Source organism: Mangrovimonas sp. CR14, from assembly GCF_011764015.1.
Taxonomy (GTDB): Bacteria; Bacteroidota; Bacteroidia; order Flavobacteriales; family Flavobacteriaceae; genus Mangrovimonas; species Mangrovimonas futianensis.
In genome coordinates this window covers 117,260-136,661 of record NZ_JAAFZY010000006.1, presented here as the reverse complement: position 1 = coordinate 136,661, position 19,402 = coordinate 117,260, and the positions used below count along the sequence as shown (strand labels likewise).

At 35.8% G+C, this 19,402-nt stretch carries 17 protein-coding genes, 1 tRNA gene and 1 riboswitch; of the genes, 1 reads left to right on the top strand and 17 read right to left on the bottom strand.

Annotated features, from left to right (window positions below; all coding sequences use genetic code 11):
* Positions 1 to 2: 2 nt before the first annotated feature.
* From hsdR to GZ212_RS13025, 14 genes are all read right to left on the bottom strand, one after another.
* Positions 3 to 2,378: an EcoAI/FtnUII family type I restriction enzme subunit R gene (hsdR, locus tag GZ212_RS13090; protein ID WP_166961085.1), complete on the bottom strand. Its 2,376-nt coding sequence runs from the start codon at positions 2,376 to 2,378 to the stop codon at positions 3 to 5.
* Between the two features lie 197 nt (positions 2,379 to 2,575).
* Positions 2,576 to 4,300, bottom strand: coding sequence for a hypothetical protein (locus GZ212_RS13085; protein ID WP_166961082.1), 1,725 nt, complete (start codon positions 4,298 to 4,300; stop codon positions 2,576 to 2,578).
* A gap of 772 nt (positions 4,301 to 5,072) precedes the next feature.
* Positions 5,073 to 5,738, bottom strand: a complete 666-nt coding sequence (locus GZ212_RS13080) for a response regulator (RefSeq protein WP_166961079.1) — start codon at positions 5,736 to 5,738, stop codon at positions 5,073 to 5,075.
* Between the two features lie 2 nt (positions 5,739 to 5,740).
* Positions 5,741 to 7,405: a tetratricopeptide repeat protein gene (locus GZ212_RS13075; protein WP_166961076.1), complete on the bottom strand. Its 1,665-nt coding sequence runs from the start codon at positions 7,403 to 7,405 to the stop codon at positions 5,741 to 5,743.
* A gap of 77 nt (positions 7,406 to 7,482) precedes the next feature.
* Positions 7,483 to 8,214 carry an SOS response-associated peptidase gene (locus tag GZ212_RS13070; RefSeq protein ID WP_166961073.1) on the bottom strand — a complete coding sequence of 244 codons (732 nt, stop codon included), beginning with the start codon at positions 8,212 to 8,214 and terminating at the stop codon, positions 7,483 to 7,485.
* 261 nt (positions 8,215 to 8,475) lie between these two features.
* Positions 8,476 to 8,952 (bottom strand): hypothetical protein, encoded by a 477-nt coding sequence (locus GZ212_RS13065; RefSeq protein ID WP_166961070.1) that lies wholly within the window; start codon positions 8,950 to 8,952, stop codon positions 8,476 to 8,478.
* Between the two features lie 52 nt (positions 8,953 to 9,004).
* Positions 9,005 to 9,097, bottom strand: a riboswitch (SAM-I-IV-variant riboswitch).
* 42 nt (positions 9,098 to 9,139) lie between these two features.
* The gene (locus tag GZ212_RS13060) at positions 9,140 to 9,313 is read right to left on the bottom strand and encodes a hypothetical protein (RefSeq protein ID WP_166961067.1); all 174 of its coding nucleotides are present in this window, start codon (positions 9,311 to 9,313) and stop codon (positions 9,140 to 9,142) included.
* 20 nt (positions 9,314 to 9,333) lie between these two features.
* The gene (locus GZ212_RS13055) at positions 9,334 to 9,831 is read right to left on the bottom strand and encodes a hypothetical protein (protein ID WP_166961064.1); all 498 of its coding nucleotides are present in this window, start codon (positions 9,829 to 9,831) and stop codon (positions 9,334 to 9,336) included.
* Positions 9,828 to 10,550 carry a hypothetical protein gene (locus GZ212_RS13050; protein WP_166961060.1) on the bottom strand — a complete coding sequence of 241 codons (723 nt, stop codon included), beginning with the start codon at positions 10,548 to 10,550 and terminating at the stop codon, positions 9,828 to 9,830. The genes GZ212_RS13055 and GZ212_RS13050 overlap by 4 nt, the downstream gene beginning before the upstream one ends.
* Complete coding sequence (locus GZ212_RS13045; protein WP_166961057.1) at positions 10,547 to 11,917, bottom strand: site-specific integrase; 1,371 nt, start codon at positions 11,915 to 11,917, stop codon at positions 10,547 to 10,549. The genes GZ212_RS13050 and GZ212_RS13045 overlap by 4 nt, the downstream gene beginning before the upstream one ends.
* A 53-nt stretch (positions 11,918 to 11,970) precedes the next feature.
* Positions 11,971 to 12,043, bottom strand: a tRNA-Met gene (locus GZ212_RS13040).
* A 61-nt stretch (positions 12,044 to 12,104) separates the two neighbouring features.
* Positions 12,105 to 12,284 (bottom strand): CPXCG motif-containing cysteine-rich protein, encoded by a 180-nt coding sequence (locus GZ212_RS13035; protein WP_166961054.1) that lies wholly within the window; start codon positions 12,282 to 12,284, stop codon positions 12,105 to 12,107.
* A gap of 71 nt (positions 12,285 to 12,355) precedes the next feature.
* Positions 12,356 to 13,183, bottom strand: a complete 828-nt coding sequence (locus tag GZ212_RS13030) for a Two component regulator three Y domain protein (protein ID WP_166961051.1) — start codon at positions 13,181 to 13,183, stop codon at positions 12,356 to 12,358.
* A 168-nt stretch (positions 13,184 to 13,351) separates the two neighbouring features.
* The gene (locus tag GZ212_RS13025; protein ID WP_166961048.1) at positions 13,352 to 15,259 is read right to left on the bottom strand and encodes an ATP-binding cassette domain-containing protein; all 1,908 of its coding nucleotides are present in this window, start codon (positions 15,257 to 15,259) and stop codon (positions 13,352 to 13,354) included.
* Between the two features lie 82 nt (positions 15,260 to 15,341).
* Between GZ212_RS13025 and GZ212_RS13020 the strand changes: the two genes are divergently transcribed.
* Complete coding sequence (locus GZ212_RS13020) at positions 15,342 to 15,740, top strand: DUF983 domain-containing protein (protein WP_166961045.1); 399 nt, start codon at positions 15,342 to 15,344, stop codon at positions 15,738 to 15,740.
* Here the strand turns inward: GZ212_RS13020 and GZ212_RS13015 are convergent.
* The 3 genes from GZ212_RS13015 to gldM all read right to left on the bottom strand — a co-directional run bounded on the left by GZ212_RS13015 (position 15,715) and on the right by gldM (position 19,354).
* Entirely contained in the window at positions 15,715 to 16,758 is a 1,044-nt protein-coding gene (locus tag GZ212_RS13015) for an FAD-binding oxidoreductase (RefSeq protein WP_166961042.1), read from the bottom strand. The two genes, GZ212_RS13020 and GZ212_RS13015, sit on opposite strands and share 26 nt — an antisense overlap.
* A gap of 72 nt (positions 16,759 to 16,830) precedes the next feature.
* Complete coding sequence (gene gldN / locus GZ212_RS13010) at positions 16,831 to 17,730, bottom strand: gliding motility protein GldN (protein ID WP_166961039.1); 900 nt, start codon at positions 17,728 to 17,730, stop codon at positions 16,831 to 16,833.
* Between the two features lie 49 nt (positions 17,731 to 17,779).
* Complete coding sequence (gldM, locus tag GZ212_RS13005; RefSeq protein WP_053970255.1) at positions 17,780 to 19,354, bottom strand: gliding motility protein GldM; 1,575 nt, start codon at positions 19,352 to 19,354, stop codon at positions 17,780 to 17,782.
* Positions 19,355 to 19,402 lie beyond the last annotated feature (48 nt).

Below are 19,402 nucleotides of genomic sequence, written 5' to 3'. Positions count from 1 at the left end.
AATTAAGCTCCTTCTTTATAAATTTCGTTTTCTAATTCTTGGATGGCTTGCTCAAAGTCTTTTCGCTTGCCAAAAGCACGCACTAATTCTACAGGCGAGCCCATTTGACTTAAGGGCTGTACTTTTAGCACTGAACCTTTTTCTATGGACAGGATACCCTCTTGTTCGTATTTCTCTAATAAACTTTGAAGAACTTTCTGGGCCTTTTCGCTATACTTAGCAAAGTAGTTACGTTTACGAACCTTGTTGGCACGTTCCTGTCTGGTTAAAGGTGGTTGGTCGTAAGCCACGTGACAAATGAGATCAAACGGATCTAAATCTTGCCCCACCTCTTCTTTTAAAGCTTCAATCAACACACCATGGTCAGCCAATTCAGCCAACAATTCCTCTTTACTTTCGGAGGTTTGCCACTTTTGCATAAAGGCATCTAAGGATTGAAACTCACTTTTTATGTTAGTTTTGGTATAATCTTTAAGTGATTCAGTAATTAATTTTCCGTCTTTGCCGTAATACTGTACCCGTTCATTAGCTACCATCACCTTGATGTTATTGACATAGTACTTTGTCACCTCATCTTCTTCTTCATTAATGTCTATATTAGGATTCGAGGGTTTTAAAATGGCTGGTTGCATGTCGTCTTCTATTGGAAGCCCCTTCTGGTCATCAATAATATCCGGTGGCACCACTGGATCCTGATAATCAGGCTCATAGATTTGTACTGGGTCCCCATCAAAATCTGGGTCGGCAAATAAGTTAGTTGCTTTTCGGAAATCCATAATGGTAAAATAGACTTTCCCATCGGCTTCACGAATACGCGTCCCACGCCCCACAATTTGTTTAAACTCGGTCATCGAGCCAATATTAGCCTCTAGAACTATGAACTTGACCATCTTTGTATCAATGCCCGTGGTGAGCATTTTAGACGTGGTGGCAATTACAGGAAAGCGTTCTTCAACATCGGTAAAATTGTCTAGCTCCTGTTTACCCACCTCATCATCTCCAGTAATCTTAACACAGTAGTTCCAATGTTTGGCAACTAAATCGGCATTCTCATTGATTAAAGCTTGACGCATGCGGTTGGCATGATCTATATCTGTACAGAATACAATGGTTTTAGCAAAGCGGTCCGTCGTTTTAAGGTATTCGGTTATTTTTTTAGCCACTTCGATGGTGCGTTCGTCAATGACCAAATTACGGTCATAATCTTTAAGGTTATAAATACGGTCTTGTACTTCGTTACCGTATTTGTCAATTAAACCTTCTGTTGGCCTCCAACCTTCATCAACATTCATGGAAATACGAACTACTTTGTATGGTGCTAAAAAACCATCTTCAATACCTTGCTTCAACGAATACGTATACACCGGTTCGCCAAAGTATTCCATATTGGATACGTCTTTGGTTTCTTTAGGTGTGGCCGTCAGACCTATTTGCGTTGCCGACTCAAAATAATCTAGTACTTCTCTCCAAGCCGAAGCCTCAGAAGCTGAACCCCGATGACACTCATCAATCACCACCAAATCAAAAAAATCACGACTAAACTCTTTGTAGGCGTTTTTGGATTCATCTGTACCAGTTAAACCTTGGTACAAGGCAAAATAGATTTGATAGGATTTATCAATTTTTCGGTGTTTGATAATATGCATAATGTCATTACCAAAGGGTGAAAAGTCACCGTTCTTGGTTTGGGTCAATAAAGCGTTACGGTCTGCTAAAAACAGGATTCTTTTTTTAACTCCGTTCTTCCATAACCTCCAAATGATATTAAAGGCCGTATAGGTTTTACCTGTACCTGTTGCCATAACCAAGAGGATCCGATTCTGACCTTTTGCAATGGCCTCCACGGTACGATTGATAGCATTTTGCTGGTAATATCTTGGAGACATGCCACTATCGTCTAAATAATAATCCTGAGTCACTACCTCCTGTACTTGGGGCTTATCAAGACCTTCTTTTTGGCTGTACTTATCCCAAAGTGTTTCAGGTGATGGAAAATCTTCCAGACTTATTTCCTGTTCAATTTGTCCGGACGTTTTTGTCTTGTCATGAAACACAAACGAATCACCATTTGATGTAAACACAAATGGAATTTGCAATATTTCGGAATACTCTAAGGCTTGTTGCATTCCATCCCCAATTTTATGCCTATTATCTTTAGCTTCAATAATTGCAATTGGAATGTTAGGCTTGTAGTAGAGAATATAGTCGGCTCGTTTCTTTTTCCCTCTTGTATATAATTTCCCTTGAACGATAATCCGACCATCTGTGAAGGAGACTTCTTCCCTTACTTGAGTTCGCATATTCCATCCTGCTTTTTGAATAGCTGGGTTTATAAACTTAGTACAGATATCCCGTTCCGTAAGTTGTTTTTTGTTCATTTAGTTGGGTAAATAACTCAATTCTTACCTGTTATAAGGTGCATTACATAAGGGAGAGTTTAAATATAATAACTTTTAAAACATCTCTCAAAACTATAACTACTTATTATTTAAAAAACAATCTTTCACTAAAAAGTAAATTACCCGACTAAAGTATTAGACTTTACTTTTATCAGTCTGAAGTACAAAAATATGAATCAACCCTTTTTAACGGCTTTTGCACCCACTGAGAATCTATATCCGAATTGGAACTGATAAAATGCCTCATTATTTTTTGGCTCAGAATTATTAAATGTTCTTAAACGCAGGAATATAGATTGACTGGGATTCTTATTTGGAAAGTAAAACACCTCAAATTCATTCCTAAATACCCGAAACTTTTTTGGGAAATTAAGCTCTGATATTTCATTAAAATTTCCATAATCATACCAAGAAAAATTGAGCGTGTAGTAAAATCCAAAATTATTAAACTTTTTAAACCTAAGTCGTGCTCCAGGACCATAACTCACAGCTTTAAGGTGGGTTAAATTTTCGTCCATTTTTAATTCAGACAATTGGTAATTTAAAGTACCAAACAAATCCAAGCAAACCGGCAATCCCTTCTTTTTAAATTTGAATATATTTAAATCAATACCCATCGTTAAATAACGCTTTTCAACTAAATCCAGCTCCCTATTGAACATATAGTTCCCAGAAACGCTATCATAAGCAGTCTCAATATACCTTGTATCCTCATCAAACCTAGAATAATTAACCAAAGGCGATACCTTGTCAAAAAACTGAAATTCCACCAAATTGGCATTACCAAAAAGGGCAAGAGGATATGGATTGATATAGAAATTAGCTTTACCTTCAAATTGTACTAGACCATTGTCAGAATCACCGAACAAGGCTAAAAAATCAGTGTAGGCGCGTAATTCTACAATACTTGATAATTGGGTGTTTTCCTTGATTTTATAGGTGGCTGGGCCTTGTTTATTCGTCTGGTTTCCTTCGGCATCCTTAACAGGTAGTTCAAGTACCAGATCACTAGGCGTATAATTACTTCCTAACTTATAGTTATATACCAAAACATCGGAAAGCTTGACAGACCAATCTTTAATTTTATCCTCCTGATATTTTTTATTTGGAACTCCCTTTCTGATGGAATGTCTATAAAAAAGATAGTTCTTCTTTCCCACTGTTGAAAATTTCAAAATACTGACACCTATTTCATTTTCAAAGATATGGAGGTTTCCATCCTCAGTTTCCACAATAGCTCTGATATCAGCGAAAACACCTTCTGAAATTTCAAAATGTACACTTCTAAATTTATAGAAAACATCAGGCATGGCGTTGAAATCTTTTCCTGAATACTTATAAAAATTAAATTCTTCGCCATCTTTAGGAATCGTTATATCTGCTAAATAATTGTCTTCTACCTCAGCAGATAAAACACTTTTTATAACTTCGGTTTCCTTATTGTTATCATCAAATATATCTTCGTTTATAACTTTATCTTTACCGTAGTATAAATACACGCTTATTTCTTCTGATGATTGAGTTCCCCCACATTCTGTTTCAAACTCAGAAATGTCACTATCACCCAACAATTCTTTTAGTTTTTCATCATCAATGCCACATACGGCTTCATGACTTTTAAAAAGAGTTACAATATTATTTAGGCTATCACAATAATCTTGTTTTTCAGTGTTTGCCTTTTTAATAGCTTCCAGTAATTGATCATCTATAGCAACATCCATCTGTTGCTTCAAAGAATCAAGCTCATTTACAGCCGCTTGATATGATTCGTGTGTCTCAATATATTTTGAGTTAAGTTCTTTAATTTTCTCCTCACATATAACTGTAAAAGTCTTCTCTTGGGAGTATAGATTAATAAAACTAAGGAATAAGAACATCCCTAATAGGAAATGATTTTTCATGATGTTGATGGTTTAGCTGGTTAATTAATCGGTTTTTTCCAAAGCATCAGAAACAAACCAAAACCATCTACAAAAAAGACATAGAGAAGTCATACAGCCCGAAAAAGACACTTCAGACTATCAATCAGTTAGTTAGAGGAATTCCAAATATAAAATTTTTGTAGGAATAAACAACAAAAAATAAATCTTTTGTTTATTTTCCTAACATAATAGTAATAAAAACTAGTTCCTTCAAGTATTTTGCAATACCTACTTTAAAGGCTTAGTTCCTCATAATGAACTTTCTCAAGTATCGTACTCACATTAGAATCCACCTTGGGACTAAAAAGTCTTTACTAACCGGATAGGCTTCCAAAAGATTCTCAGGATAAGTTTCTGTAAGCAAACTTGAAATATCGCCATGATTTAAATCAACCGACAACCAATTGTGGGCATCTTCCTGGAATAAAATAACAGGCTATCTTTTTTTTATGGTTGTGGGTTTTCTCAAACATGGAACTGGCCTTTTTATTAAGAATGGTAAAAGTTAAAAAGGTGCCTACCATGATATTTTTTCCCTCAAGCGAAAGGTCAGATTCTTCTTTTGATTTGATATGGAACGGATATTTTTTCTTTTTGTGATAATAAGGTTCAAAAAAAAGCACCCCAATTTGAGGTGCTTTTTACAATGTATGAATGAAATACATTGCTCTCCCTAAGAACTTATTGATAATAGCTCTGAGCAAATGTAAATTCTCATTAATGTTTTTCCTTACGGTTTTCCACAAGGACCTTAAATTAGTCCTAAATCTTTAGAGATAGCGACCAAATGAATCACATTATTGGCCTTAAATTGCACACGTAGTTTACTGATTCTCTTTTCAATGGAACTCAGACTGCTTGGAGTCATATTTTTTTTCTTTAGATAATCACTAATGTCATTTTGAGACAATCCAAAGGACAATTGTCTAAGCAACTCAATGTCAAAATCGTCAATTTCTAAATCGTTATTACTATGAAGAACACCCGAGACTTCAGAAGAAAGAAAAATTTGATCTTCATAAACCCTTTTTATGGCCTCTGAAAGTTCCTGCAATCCTCTTCTTCCTTTACACACATAACCTTCAACTTGCAATTGTTGTATTAATCGCTTTATGGGATGGATTCGATCTTCTATGGAATAGACAATGACTTTAGTATCTGGAAACTCTTCTTTAATAGCCTCAGCCAAACCTTCGCCAGAAACAATTTTTTGATTGTGGTGATCAGGTTTAAAAGACAAATCGGTAATCACCAATTGAAATGGGTTTCCATCCATATTGGATTTCTTGATTTTTAATAAAGCCTCATCACAATAATGAGATTGATGAATCTCCTTCACACCCAAGGTTTCCAAAATGGTATTTAAACCTTGGTTGATACTACCCAAATCATCGACTGTCAAAACTTTTGAAAACACATCTAAATATTTAAGGTTGCTTTAAATCCCTTGTTAGGGCTTGATTCAAAAGTAATGGTTCCATCCACACCCTGAATACGGTTTTCCGCATTGAGGAGTCCACCAGTCTTTTTCAATTCCGTGCCAATCCCATTATCGGAGTACTTTATTTGGGTTTTAGCACCTAATTTTTCAAAGGAAACCACCACTAACGAGGCTCCACTATGCTTTTTCATATTAACCATCAGCTCTTGCAACACACGATACAATACCATTTTTTTGTTTTTCGACACCTTGCCCCATTCTATATTTGCCATATTTTTGGTAAGGACATTGACTTCCCTTGAATTAAACCCTTTCAATATCCCCATTAAATGGGTTTCAAATGGACCTTCCCACTCCATGGAAGCGTGTGCCTTTGAAATATTTCTGGACTTTTTATAAACGACCTCTAAGTGATCCATCACCTCTTCCGATTTGGAATCTGTACCTGTTTGCAGTTTGGTCATTAAGTGATACACATCATTGGCTATTTCGTCATGAACTTTTTTTGACAACATGGATTCTGTTTCGAATACCTTCTCCAATTTTTCTTTTTCATACTTGTTCCTTAACAAAACATAGCCCAAAAGTCCCATGATAATCAAAAGCCCTCCTACAATTTGAAAGACGGTCTTTTTTTGTTTCTCCTTCAGCTGAAGTAATTTCATTTCATCCGCACGCTTCTTTTCTTTATAAAAATCATATTGCATAGCCGCGAAGCCATTTTTTACGTTTTGTCTAGCTTCATAAATACTATCCGATAGCCGTATATACTTGGAAATCTTCGGATCACCCTCCAGAATCAATTTTTTAGTCCAGGAATCTTGTAAATAGGAATCACTATTTAACCTCTTAGCTATTTTTAGCGCCTCATTGATATGATATTTGCTCCATCCTGTATCTTTCAGGCTCATTCCATATTGATATAAGTGCGAGTGACTGGAATAAAGACCTCTATAATCCTTTAAGAGCTCTCTTAGTTCTAATGCTTGCAGCATACCATTGACTCCTTCTGGTTTATCCAATTTACTTTGGACAAAAGACAAATTATCTAGAGTTCTGGCAATAAGAATACTATCCGAGGTCAATAAACTCCTTTGATAAGCCATACCGAGCTTTTCTTCTGCCATTTTATAATCCTTACTATCCAGATAAATATTACCCATATTATTATAAATATTAGCACTATCACTAACTGACATTGCTAACTCAAAAGATCTGTTGTAATACGTCAAGGCAGTATCATAGGCTTCAAGTGACCTGTAAACCCTACCTAAGTGATGATAAAGCCCCTTTCTTGCGGTGTTGGTCAAACTGTCAACAGGTAATTTATCCAATAGCTCTAATGCCGTTACTGCGGATTCTTCACTATTATTATTAAAACCCATTTCCATTTCAAGGTTAGAAACCATTCTCAAATCTTGAACGGCTTGAAATAAATCACCACTATTCAAGTTTTCATCAGCTGATTTTGTATAAAACACATATGCTTTAGAAAGATCGGAAGGTGTTTCCGGTTTCAATGCTTTGTAGTAATAAAACCTGGCACTATCAGCGGCATTTTGGCCAATGGATGAGGAAATAAACCCAAAAAAGAAGACTAAAATTATTTTTAAAAGAAGCGGGGATTGTTGGTCTAATTTCATACCTCTAAAATAAATAATTTATAGGGTACGGAGACACAACAGCAATAGATTTACATGGATAAAATCAACGGAAAATTTTAAAGGCTTAATTCTTCATACTCCACTTTCTCAAGTATCGTACTCACATTAGAATCCACCTTGGGACTAAACAAGTCTTTACTCACCGGATAGGCTTCCAACCGATTCTCTGGATAAGTTTCTGTAAGCAAACTTGAAATATCGTTTTGATTTAAATCAACCGACAACCAATTGTGGGCATCTTCCTGGGATAAAATAACCGGCTGCCTTTTTTTAAGGTTGTGGATTTTCTCAAACATGGGACTGGCCTTTTTGGTAAGAATGGTAAAAGTTAAATAGGTGCCAACCATGGTATATATTCCAGCAAGAGACAAGACCGAATCTTCTTTTGATTTGATATGGAACGGATATTTTTTCTTTTTGTGATCATGAGGTTCAAAAAAACCAGAAACCGGGATGACACAGCGCTGTTCCATGATGGAATTACGGTAAATAAAATGATCAAATACTTTTTCGGATTGAGCATTTAAGCCTCCCCCATACCTCACCGCTTCTTTAAAATACGGCTTGATTTCATCTGGTTGTTTGTTGTCAGGGACAATGCCCCATAAACCAGGAGCAAGCACATGGGATTTTTCTTGAGGAATCACCAACATATTGGGGTGTGAAAAACCATTCATGTGGTACTTGGGAGTATCAAAATAGGGTCTCATGGACTCGTCTACCAAATCCACGCTATAAAATGCTTCAAGTTTTTTGACTTTATTGGTTGTAGAAGTATGAAAACACATAAACCGAGATTTTAAACAAGGTAAGAAAAGATGGGGTAATTGCCAATAAAATACTTTTGGTCAAGCTCCTTTCTTGGTTTATTAGGACCTATTGATAAATAAAAAATTATCAACCAGACAAACCATTGTTGTTTTTGGATAGATTGCCAAAAAACCCTTATTTTAGAGCCTTTTCAACGAAATTAACAAAGTGCAACAACGAAAAACAACATTGTGATAATTTTGTATCACAAATTTATCACGTGTTTTTATCACATGAAATTAAAATAATTCTATTGAATCACTAGACTCTAAAAACCTTGAGTAATCATCCAAAATATTAAAAATAAAACCCCTTTCGGTCTCCGGTATAATAATACCAGTAATTGAAGAAGTGAAAGCGCTATGGAAAAACCAATCTTCCAATTTCCTACTTATTTTCTTTTTCACATCTGAATCAGGTAAATGATTTAACGCGGACTTTTCCTCTTTCAAGTTTACATAGAAATTCGCAAACCGATCTAATTTGTTATAAATAGCCTTCGCCTTATCATAACTCTTAATAAGTAGATCCTCTATACACTTATCCCCAAAATCTGTTAAAAAGGACATATTTGACCGAGCAAATCCGGAAATGTACAACTTAGCGGGACAATATTGATAAGGGGACAATAGCTGAACTTCCAAATAAAACTTATTGCGGGTAATAACTTCACCCATCAATTCACGATTGTCATACGTAAGGGAAACTGGAGTCATGATACTTTAATTTTAAATTAAGTATCAGGAAAATCTAAAAAGCAAAACATTGAGAATTCATTTATTTTGACCCAATTGTCCGTATTCTAAACCACCGTGGCTTTTGTGCTCGGTTGGTACGCCTTTGGCGTTCCTGATACATTTCAAAAATAAGAAATTTTAAAAAAATTTCAAACTAATTCGGCTTCTAACCTAACAGCAAAATCACACCTATTATTATCATATAGATACCAAGAAACCACGAATTGACCAAACTAATCTTTTTAAATAATTCTTCTACAGATTCCTTTTGGGCATTGTAAACCGTGTAGGCTAAACCGAGGATGGTGAGAAGAACCCCAATATAAAATTTCGTATCCATAGCTTAGACTCTAAATTTGACTAAAGTGACTTGATATTATTCCTAAAATAATTCTCCAATAGACTATAATCAAATTTCCATTCTTTTATAGAAGAACCAGGAAATCGATAGGTATAATGTTTATGATCCTTATCCTCACGAATCAATTCCATCAGTTCCAATAAAACCTTATCAAATTCCACCTGCAAAGATTCCGGAAGTTGGTCATCAATTGACTTTAGGATTTTGATATATCTTTTTATTTCCATATCCGACTCCTCAAAATCTTGAACATATCGTTTGCGATACAACCACATAACCAATCCAATAAATTCTGGAGAATAAGCAAACTCAAATTCGTGGTATAGATCCAATTCCTTTTGACAATATGATCCCAAATGGACATCTTCCAAAACTTCCCTTAAGTAAGCGCTAACTGTTTGACGTTTTTCTCGAGCCTTTTGGGTGATGGCCAGTTTTAAATCTTCAGAAACCCTAAAATTGACGGTAGGTTCTTTTTCTTGGGACGTACTTTTCATAATGGTTTTTGATCAGTTAATTTTTCTTTAAGTATTGGAAAAACAGGCCCCATAAGCAATGTATGAGCATCCTTTTCAGCATTTGCCCTTAGTTCTTTTAAATAGGCTTTACGTTCCGCCTTCCTTTCTTCGGATGTTTTAGGTTCTGGTTTTAATACCTGAACTATTTCTTGGGAAACCACTTGGATTTCTTCAAGCTCCAGCGAATTGGATTCCTCCAGTTGATCAACCTCCTTTGGATTCTCAGGTAAAAAGTTATCCTTCAACTGAGTTAAATGCCAGCCCAAAGCATCTGATTGATAATAGAGTGCTTTCCAATGGTCATCATTCAGTTTATTTCCCTCCAATGGTTGCCTCCCCTGCAAATGCAACGCCAATCTAAAAAAGCCATTCACCATAGCTACATACCTATTGATAAAGTACTTGAAGGTATGTTCGCCAACCTCTTCCTTCAATTGCCAAAGTGCCATCATATTCAGTTCCAACTGGCCTTTTTTAATGAGGAAAATTTTATGGGATATGGTTTCATCTTCAACAAAATAATTATTCCCATTCAATTCATGAATAAACATTCGATCTTCATAAGGTTTGAATAAAAGATACTGCTCCTCATTCAAAAAGTCCTTGGACACATATTGCGAAGGTATGAAACCAACAAATGGGACGATCATTTGTCCCATTAATCGCTGAAATTCCTCATCTACTCTTGCTGCTTTCATGACTTCTCAAATAAATGTGAATAATCCTCTGGTAATTCGGCATCAATATCCCTTAGATATTTATTTAGGGCTTCCATTGACGTATGCCCTGTAATCAACATCAAATGACTTTTTGCCTCAAAAGGCGAAGCCGATTTTCTTATCTCACGGTAAATTTTGGTAATAAAGGTATGCCTGAAACTATAAACACCATGGTTTGGGTTCAATTTGAAAGGCTTTTTAACCTTCTTATTGAACATTTTGGTATAGTAAACACGACGCTCCACGTCACTGGTCTCTGAAGGCGCAATTCCTTCATGAGTGAACAGGAAAACTTCAGGGTCGTAGCCCGAAAGATCCGGAATTTCGTTGTATAAAATTTCGGGAATAATCTTCGTTTTCAACGGACTGTTTTTGGCCTTGAAGGTGAGGGTGCGATTTTTCATATCAACGTCTTTCACCCGTAGTCTGCAGGCTTCCACGGGTCGTAAAAATCCGAAGCAAACAAATTTGATAAATAACAGCAAATGCGGATCCTCCTTTTCCAGATATTTGAAGATTTTTTCGAGTTCCTCTTCTGTGTACGTTTTGTGTCGCACTGGAGTCGTTTTAATCTTGGGAATATCATGGACAAAATTCTTATCAATCAGCTCGTTGTTTTCCAACAATTGGAACAAAGCTCCCAAATTGGTCCGATAGTTATTTCTGGTCCTTGAACTTTTGGTCAATTCGATATGGTTTAGAAAATCCATCATTACTTTTCGGCTCACCTGTTTGATGTATTTAACCTCCTTATAGTTCTTCCTTAACCAAGAGGAAAACACCTTGACCTGGCTCTTATAATCGTTGTGGGATTTCTCACTGACACTGATCTGCTTCATCCTCAAAGCAAAGTTAAAAGCCTTGGTAACGGTTTCCCCCATAGTCTCCACCGGAACCACTACAGGCCGCTCCTCTACTGTCTTAACCTTCTTTTTGGATTTTTTGGCCTTTTTACTCTTATTGGATTTGGACTTTTTCTTCTTGGCAGGCTCCACTGTTTCTCCCATAAATCTCTGGTAGCGTTCGGTATTGTCCTCATAAGGTGAGAACCCTGCTACGAGCATTTTTTTGAGTATGGTATAAATTCCTGTCAAAACGGCCAAACGTTCCTCACGGGTTTTAAAATAGTTGGCACCACCGGTCAAATTTGTCTGACGTTCGAGCTTACCCGTTTCAGGATTTCGATAGGAAAAATAGACGTACCAACGCTTGGAAAGGTCGCCATTTGCATCTTGGATTTTAGGGCCAGAATAATCTTTTTTCAAAGGGGCTTGTGACTGGTTTTCGTGTACACTGGCGTGTGCAGCGGCATGTACGCGGTTAAATAGGGTGGTAAATTTAGACATAAAAAAACGGTTTGGCAACACCAAACCGTTGATATATCTGCTTTCGAAGCTAGTAGCGGGAACTGGACTCGAACCAGTGACCTTCGGGTTATGAGCCCGACGAGCTACCTACTGCTCTATCCCGCGATATTGGACTGCAAATATACAACCCTTTTTACTTTATGCAAGAATAATACTAAAAAAATTATTACTCCATAGATTTTGCCTCAAATTCAGTGAGCTCAAGACTATTTGAAACAGCCTGAACTTTAATGGGATTACAACACACCTCACAATCCTCAATATACTCCTGATTTCTAATGGAAACGTCGATTAACATAGAAATGGTTTCCCAACAATATGGGCATGTAAAGAAGTGCTCTATCATTTAAATAAGATACAAAAAAAAGAGGTCTTAGGGAACCTCTTTTTTTTCAAAATTCAATTTATAATTGGCTATTAATCTTCGCTAAATTCTGTGGCATAACCTTCTTCCTCATTTGCAGGCAACTTCATAATAGTTGGAGGATTCTGTCCAACAACACTCACATATTCCTTATCCAATTGATTATCGCTTACCATAAAAACATCTAGATGAGGAAGCGTTCCTAACTCAAATGGCACAGTACCTGTTAATTGATTTGTGGAAAGAATAAGTTCCTTTAAATGTTGTAGTTGCCCAATACCCTTTGGAATAGAACCAAACAATTTATTATCAAGCAGGCATAATACTTCTAAACTAGATAAACTTTCTATTTCATTTGGTATGGTTCCAGTAAGTTCATTACTCCCCAAATGAAGTACTTTCAATGAGGTCAAATTTTTAATTTCCTTTGGAATTTCTCCAGAAAACTGATTGCTATACAATTTCAAGGTTTCCAACTTGGACAATTCACAAACTTGAGTAGGAATGTTTCCTGTCAATTGATTCATGTATAACTGAAGTGATTTCAAATTTTGAAGTCTAACTATAGACTGTGGAATGTTACCTATTAATTTATTAAACCCAAGATTCAGTTCTTCTAAGTGTTCTAAGTCTCCTAATTCAGTTGGTAACTTCCCTTGAAGGTTATTATATTCCAGACTAACCCCTACTACATGATCATTTTCTACATCAACACCAAACCAGGAGTTCACGTCTTGATCTAAATCCCATTTTGTAGTCCATTCATTTCCATTCGTAGATTCATACAAAGCAAGTAAAGCCGATTTTTCTTTAGGAGAAACGTCGGCAAACAAATAAACCGAAACAAAAAAGAAGGCAATAAGTAGTTTAATAGTCTTCATTGGTTAGTGATTTGGGTTAATCTCTAAACAATATTAGACTCAAATCTGATGAAAAACAAATTTTTTCGATGAAATGCAAAGAGAATTCTGACTAAATCCTACTTCAATACCTTCATTAATACCCCTAAACCACCAAAATCATTGATATTAAGACAGCTAAAAATTTAATTATGAAAGTTGATCTATTTCACTATGAATTTCTTCCCAATCTCGCATCAATTTTTCTAAAGTATCTTTTTTCTTTTGATAAGCATCAAAAAATTTCGGATCTGAAACTACTTCATCATAATTGGTCTGTAACTCTACATCAATCTCTTTAATCTCCTTCTCCAATTGACTAATCTTTGACTCCGTATTACTCAACTTATTGTTTAGGGATTTTAGTTTTTTCTGATCTACATAGGACTCCTTCTTACTTTCCTTTGGGGTTTCCTTTTTAACATCACGCTTTTCGACTTCTCTTAAGTTTTCAACTTGTCGCTGTTCTAAATAAAAATCGATATCTCCAAGATACTCCCGTATCTTTTGATCTTTAAATTCATAAACCACGTTAGTCAATCCTTGTAAAAAGTCCCTATCGTGTGAGACCAAAATCAAGGTTCCTTCAAACTTCCTTAAAGCCTCTTTCAGTACTTGTTTTGACTTGATGTCTAGGTGGTTGGTAGGCTCATCCATAATGAGCACATTAAATGGTTGAAGCATCAATTTGGCAAGCGCTAACCTATTTCTCTCACCTCCAGATAAAACTCGCACATATTTATCAACTTCATCACCTCTAAACAAAAAGGCTCCCAAAATATCCCTCACCCTAGGTCTATTCTTTTCATTAGCAGCGTCAATCATAGTGTCCAATACCGTTTTATTACCATCAAGATATTCCGCTTGGTTTTGAGCAAAATATCCTAATTGAACATTATGTCCAAGCTTTAAGTGACCTTGGTGTTTAATATCACCCACTATGATTTTGGCTAAGGTTGATTTACCCTGTCCATTTTGACCTACAAAAGCTATTTTACTATCTCTATCCACCAACAAATCAATACCCTTTAACACTTGTAGATCTCCATAAGTCTTTGAGATATCTTCAGCCTCTAAAACGACTTTTCCTGGTGTGACAGAAACGGGAAAATTAAGTGTCATCACACTATTATCTTCCTCATCAACCTCAATTCTATCAATCTTATCAAGTTTCTTAATAAGCGATTGTGCCATGGAAGCCTTAGAAGCCTTAGCCCTAAATTTTTCAATCAGTTTTTCGGTTTGTTGTATTTGTTTTTCCTGATTCTTTTGAGCAGCAATTTGCTGTTCTTTAATTTCTTTCCTAAGCACCAAAAACTTTGAATACGACTTTGGGTAATCATAAATACGTCCCAAGGAAATTTCAATGGTACGATTCGTCACGTTGTCTAAAAACATTTTATCGTGAGAGACAATGACTACGGCTCCAGAACTGTTTTTCAAAAAGTTTTCCAACCAAATAATCGATTCTATATCTAAGTGGTTAGTAGGCTCATCCAATAATAGAATATCATGGTTTTGAAGAAGTAACTTGGCCAATTCGATACGCATTCTCCATCCTCCTGAAAAGGTATCTGTAAGTTTGTTAAAATCCTCTCTCTTAAATCCTAACCCTTGCAATACCTTCTCGGTTTCACCTTGATAATTGTAGCCTCCTAAAATTTCATACTGGTGCTGAACTTCATTTAAATCAACCATTAATTGGTGGTAACCATCACTTTCATAATCTGTTCTTTCTACAAGTTGGTGGTTGATTTCCTCCAATTTACTTTCAAGGGATTTTATTTCACGGAATGCCTCGTAAGCTTCATCTAACACCGTTCTACCAAATTCAAAATCTATATCCTGCTTTAAAAAACCAATAGTCACATTCTTGTCCATGGCAATTTGGCCAGAATCAGGTTCCAATTCCTTAGATAAAATCTTCAACATGGTAGATTTTCCTGCTCCATTTTTTCCTATCAATCCAACACGGTCACCCATGCTCAATTTGAATGTAATTTCTTCAAACAGGTATTCACCTTGAAAGGAGATCGAAAGGTTATGTATATTCAGCATATATGATTTTATTTGGTGTTAAGGTTGATTTATACCTTGGTTTTATATTATCTTTCAAACGGCAAAAATAACGGAATTAATAATGATAAAAAAAGGAACTAAACTATATAGCATATTTACAGGAACATGCCCCGTTTGCCAAATGGAGTCGATGTACACCAATAAGAACCCTTACATCTTACCAGATGTATTGAAAATTAACGATCACTGCTCACATTGTCATACTAAATATAGGCTTGAACCTTCCTTTTTCTACGGTTCTATGTATGTAAGTTATGCTGTAGGAATTGCTTTTGCCGTAGCTGCCTTTATAATAAGCTATGTATTTATAGGTACAAGTTTACTAACGGCATTTGTTTCGATTGTATTGACCTTGGTGGCCTTTGGTCCAATCATTATGAGACTTTCTCGCAATATTTGGATCAATATTTTTATGCATTACAATAAAAATTGGGCTAATAAGAATAGCGATTCACATTGATTTCATCGTCAAGAGGAATCCCTAATTCAATGCTTTCAAATAATTGTTTGGCAACATAAGGAGCTATCATGACCCCTCTTGTTCCTAATCCATTTAAAACAAACATTGATTTATGAATGGGGTGCTCCCCCACCAATGGTCTTCTATCCTTTACAGTTGGTCTTATCCCTGCCTTTTGGTCTACTACTTCAAATTCACATGAAATCAACGACTTAACCTTTTCCACCAATTCATCCCTTCCCTTTTGGGAAACTTCATGTGTTTTGCTTTCCCAATCATAGGTTGCGCCAACAGAGTAAAGATCATTGCCTTCTGACAAAATAAAACACGGCCCTTTTAAAATACCCTCAAATTGTAGATCTGATGACTTAATAACCATTACTTCTCCCTTTGTACCATTAAGCGGGATATCTTTGAAAAATGGGTTTCTTGTCACCCCATAACCTTCACAAAACACCATGTGTTTTGCTTTTAATTCACCATATATAAAACCTCCCACTACAATCTCTAATTGTGAATGGTCAAAACGTTCGTGTTTATAGGCATTCTTTTCAATTAAATAGGACTGAAATTTTGAAAGAAGTCTTTCAGTATGCACTCTACCACTCTGCAAAACTTCACCCAATCCAAATTCGGCTTTTATGTTGAGATTATGGTTTTTAACAATATTAGGAGACAAATAGGGCTGCAAAGCGGGCTTATCCATAGCCTCAAACCACGCATTTTGTTCCTCGATGTTATTAAACCTTCTATAAACAGGCATTGGCTCCAAAATTTTGCACCCAAGTTTTGTTTCTATTGCCTGATAAAAAGGTAAAGCCAATGCTAATTGCTCATGGGACTTCCATACCCCAGAAAAACGTTTTAAGATAACAGGATTATAAAGTCCTACAGCCACCTTAGAAGATTGCTGAGAATCATCACTAATAACGCAAAAAGATTTATTCTGGGTTTCCAATACCTCAGAAAACGCCAATCCGGCCAACCCAAAACCTACGATAAGATAATCAACTTCCATAACGCAAATTTACATCATAAAAAAGCCCACTAAACATAGTGGGCTTTTAATTTTATTGAGTTGTGGGAATTATTAGTACGCCCACATATCCAATTCAAAGTTTCTGATTTTCTCTTTAATTCTATCAGATTCCAATAATTGCATCAAAGCGTTTTCTGCAATGTACTCGTTAACCTTACGGTCACCATATACATTTTCTTCTTTGTATATATACCCGTTAAATCTTCTAGAGTTTAACAAGTGATCATACGAATATGGCATTGCACTATTCTTGTTATTGAAAGACTTAGCTTCATGCAAAACACCTCTTGCATCTGGATAGAATACCCAGAATAATGGAATTGGTTCTTTGTTAGCTTCATCTTCAGAGTCGATAAAGTTAACGTCTGGAGCAGCCGGTGCAATACCTAAAATACGGTATTTCATTTCTGCTTGACGCTTGTCAAAGTACCAAAGTCCTTTAATTAAATAAGCGCTTACATCATAAGAAGAAATATCTCTTTTTGTAATATACTCAGGAGATACAATTCCTTCAGCGTTATATTGATCATATCCAATATCCAAAGTATCCACTTTAGACATAGCTGGAACTAGATCTTTCAAAGTACGCTCACTAGTAAAATATGAATCACCGTAAACAGTTTCTATTTCACCAGTATTCACTGCTTTCCATAGAACGTCAAATAATGATCTTCTATCTTTACCAATGTTCATGGTATCTACCGGATAATATAAAGGAAAGTTTACACGCTCATCAAGAACAACTTTCTCCCAGATCATCCTAGAATACAAGACGTCTCTATCGTCTACATAACCATACTCTAAAGGCTTATCATCATCGGCTAACTTTTGAGCCTCAGTTTTCACCCCTATCTCATCGGGACTTTTAGCGTTAAGAATATTAGCCTGCGAAAAAGCAGCTGACATTGAAAAAACGCCTATAACGGTTAATAAAAAACTTTTACAATTCATTTTTTTAATTTTTAAAATTTAGGGCTTGTCATCAATCCCTCCTTACAAATTAGTCTGCCAATTCTACAATTACTGGAGAAACGTCTTTTAACTTGTATGAAGAGTTACCTTTGATTTGGGCTTTAATATCAAAAATTTGAATATTATCCCCTCTTCTAGCTCTACTCAACGCGTTTTTAGCTTGAGAATTTAATTTTGTTCCACTTACAGCAACAGATGGTTGACCAGGAACTTTCACCTTAAAGGATGTAACTTGAATTGGTAATTCGAAATCAAAGTCTTCCAAGATTGCTCCAACTGTTCCAATTTCTACGTTTCTTCTTGGTAACTTAACGATATCCATTTGTCCACTGATAGTACCAGTTGGTTTTGGAATATCCTTAATTCTAAAGGTTTTCTTATCAGAAACTGCAGAACCATCATCTAATGTACCTGTAACATTAATTGTTACTTCTCTACCAGAACCAGGTCTCATTTCGTATTTACCATTTCCAACTTTCTTAAGTCCAGCAGCATTAGCATTTACTTTGTGCTCAGGTACTCCAGCGAAAGAAATAGTCATTGGGTTAACAACACCTCTATAAACTACGTTCATTTTGTCAGCAGAAATAGTAGCTGAATTTGGTCTAGGAACAACTACATATTTACCAGCGAAGTCAATTGGTAATTCCTTCCCATCTTCTAAGAAAGTAAACTGACCATTAACATCATGCTCACCAACATTTCCTACAGTAAACTCGATACGAGCAGCACCAGTAGAATCAACTGCTCCTTCTCTATTCATGTCTAAGTTTTCACCTTCAACACTCAATTTAGTAGGAGTAACAGTAGCATATTTACCTAAAACCACTTTACCTGTGAACTTCTCACCAGCGAAAAATGCATTCTTGTCTGGCACTACAATAGCAGTATAATTTTTCAATGATACAGCTTGATCCAAAGTATTTCCTAAGAAAAGGTTGTACATGTTAGTTTCAGTAGCTTTAACATCATTCTGCATTGCAGTCAATTTTGTATAAGAAGCAATTGCAGGGAAACCTTTATAATGATAATCTAACCAGTTTAACTTTTTACCATCATTGTTAGTAACTTCAGCAGTACTAAAACGTTGATCAAAGTTTTCTACGGCAGTTTGATATTTTACATCATCACCTAAGATTTCTTTAATATCACTTTTATACTTGTTTAAACGAGCCATAAAAGCTTCACCTTCTTTAGTCAAACGGTCACCCGTAAACCAGTATTCGTCAAGGAAATCACCTTTATCCATTTTTTCGGCTGGTAATTCTCCATTTTCTTCTCTTTCAAATTTTCCTTTTTCAAGAATCATTGCTTTTTGGGTTTCCAAAAACTTGAAAAAATCTTCTGAAATTTTGCTGATTTGTTCAGCTTTGTTAGCCGCTACACCGAATTCTGCTGGTTTCTCTTCAGCTTTTTGCTTCAATCCAGCAAGCATACCTTCGTTTGAAGTTGCTGCCAATTCGTTAGCTCTAACAAATTTATCGTTCATTAACCCGAATGCTGAAAGCACTTCTTTGGACATGGTCATTGCGATCATCGCAATAAAAACCAAGTACATAAGGTTAATCATTCTCTGTCTTGCAGATAATTTTCCTCCTGCCATATCTAATTAGTTTTCTTGTTATTAAAAATTAAGGGTTTCTAATAGCTA